The organism is Mesorhizobium sp. M7A.F.Ca.US.014.04.1.1 (assembly GCF_003998745.1).
Taxonomy (GTDB): domain Bacteria; phylum Pseudomonadota; class Alphaproteobacteria; order Rhizobiales; family Rhizobiaceae; genus Mesorhizobium; species Mesorhizobium ciceri.
The window spans coordinates 1-2317 of the sequence record NZ_RZRW01000681.1; the positions used below are offsets into that span (position 1 = coordinate 1).

Annotated in this window: 3 protein-coding genes; all 3 read left to right on the plus strand. The window is 63.8% G+C overall.

Annotated elements, in window-relative coordinates; all coding sequences use genetic code 11:
- The first annotated feature begins 56 nt into the window (after window positions 1–56).
- A complete protein-coding gene (locus EOA22_RS29860; RefSeq protein ID WP_063170658.1) occupies window positions 57–1124 on the plus strand; it encodes an ABC transporter permease in 1068 nt (355 codons plus the stop codon).
- Window positions 1121–1948, plus strand: a complete 828-nt coding sequence (locus tag EOA22_RS29865) for an ATP-binding cassette domain-containing protein (protein ID WP_063170659.1) — start codon at window positions 1121–1123, stop codon at window positions 1946–1948. The genes EOA22_RS29860 and EOA22_RS29865 overlap by 4 nt, the downstream gene beginning before the upstream one ends.
- 80 nt (window positions 1949–2028) lie before the next feature.
- The coding region (locus tag EOA22_RS29870; RefSeq protein ID WP_206521359.1) for a dihydrodipicolinate synthase family protein at window positions 2029–2317 on the plus strand (289 nt) is incomplete at its 3' end.

A 2317-nucleotide genomic window follows, 5' to 3' on the forward strand; every position in this document is an offset into this window, starting at 1 on the left:
GGGCAGCCGTCGCCGATCCTCTTCTTCGCCCAAAGTTCGAAATCAGGAAGACAAGAGTGCCGCCCACAGAAACCAAGCCTGCGAAGAAGACCGGCGTCAAGGTTCCGCACACAATGACCGAGAGGCTGCTGATCCTGCTGTCGCGCTATCGCGAGGCCAGCATCGCCGTGGTCGCCATCGTGCTCGTGATCTATTTCCAGTTCGGCAGCGATGGCGGCTTCCTGTCGCCGCAATTCATGAGCGTCGTGCTGCGCGACACCGGCCGGCTCGGCCTGATCGCCGCGGCGGAAGTCATGCTGATGATCACCGGCGAAATCGATCTGTCGCTCAGCGCCATCTTCTCGATCGCACCCTACGTCATGGCGCTGCTGTCGGTCACCTATGGCGTGCCGCTGGCCGTCGGTGCGCTGATCGGCGTGCTGATCGGCATATTGGTCGGCGCCATCAACGGCATCATCACCGTGCGCTTCAAGGTGCCGTCGCTGATCACCACCGTCGGCATGCTGTTCTTCCTGCAAGGCATCGTCGTCTCGATCTACAACAGCCAACCGATCGTGGCGCCGGTCGAGCAGCCCTTCAACGCCATCTTCGGGCAGAGCCTGTACCAGCCGTCGGATGCGCTCTTGTCCTGGCATGGCATCACCGCGTTCACGCCCTTCCTGTGGGCGGTGCTGGTGGTGCTGGTGCTGGCGCTGGTGCTGAACCGCACCACCTTCGGCCTGCACACCATCGCCACCGGCTCCAACATCATCGGCGCCCGCGAGATCGGCGTGCGCACCGACCGCATGAAGATCTACAATTTCATGATCGCCGGCGGCTGCGCCGCCTTCGCCGGCATCATCAACACCGCCCAGTTCACCTCGGCTGATCCGCAGGCCGGCAGCCCGTTCCTTACCTTGCAGGCGATCGCGGCGGCGGTCATCGGCGGCACTTCCCTGCTGGGCGGCTCCGGCACCGTCATCGGCGCGCTGATCGGCGCCTTCGTCGTCGCCTCGCTCAACAACGGCCTGGTGATGATCGGCGCCCAGGCCACTGTGTCCGACATCTATCTCGGCGCGGCCATCATCGCCGCGATGATCCTCTCAATCCAGGTCGACCGCCTGCGCACACGGAGGCGCGTATGAATTCGCCAACCATTCCGCCGCTGGCACCCGATGCGCCTGTCGTGCTGGAGATGTCCAACATCTCCAAGAGTTTTGGCGCCGTCACCGCCCTCGTCGACGTCTCGATCAAATTGCGCCAGGGCGAAGTCCTGGCGCTGGTCGGCGACAATGGCGCCGGTAAATCGACGCTGATCAAGATCCTGTCCGGCTTCCACCAGCCCGATACCGGCACGATCGTCTCGCAAAGTAAGGAGGTGCGTTTCGCCTCGCCGCGCGATGCGCGCGCCCAAGGCATCGAAACCGTCTATCAGGACCTGGCTCTGATCGGCGACCTCAGCGTCTTTCACAATATGTTTCTGGGCCGCGAGTACCACAAGCGCTTCCTTGGCCTGAACCTGCTGGACAATAGGAAGATGCGCGAACAGGCGCAGCTCTATCTCGATACGCTCGGCATCACGATCCCCAGCGTCAACAGCACGGTCGACCTCCTGTCGGGCGGGCAGCGCCAGTGCATTGCGGTTGCCCGCTCGATCTATTCGTCGCCGAAGATCCTGGTGCTCGACGAACCGCTGGCGGCACTGGGCGTGCGCGAGAGCGCGCATGTGCTGGGCCTGATCCAGAATCTGCGCCAGCAGCGCCAGGTTTCGGTGATCCTGATCGTCCACAACTACAACCAGATTTTCGAAGTCTGCGATCGCATCAACTTCCTGCATTCGGGCGAGGTCGCGCTCGATGCCTCCACGGCCGACACCAGCGAGGAGGAACTGATCCGCATCGTCAAGTCGGGCCTGGGCACCAGGGCGATCGAAGCTGCCGCGGCCGAAGTCCGGCCGGGCCTCATATGAACCTGCCGGCAAGTCACGGCTAGAACAATCCTTGCCGGCCCGACCTCCCATCGGCCGGCCCCTCGCACGGAGTATTCGTTTTGACGTTCTCACCCACCGAACTGACCAGATCCCTTGGGCGCGGGCTGCTGTCCTTTCCGCTGACCTTCTTCGACGATGACGGTGCCTTCAACGAGGACGGTTACCGCGCCCATGTCGCGGCCCAAGGCACAGCCGGGGCGAGCGGGCTGTTCGCCGCAGGCGGTACCGGCGAGTTCTTTTCGCTGACGCTTGAGGAATACAAGCGCGTCGTGCGGGCGGCGTCGGACGAAGTGCCCGATACGATGCCGCTGCTGGCCGGCGTCGGCTACGGCACGCATATGGCGGGCG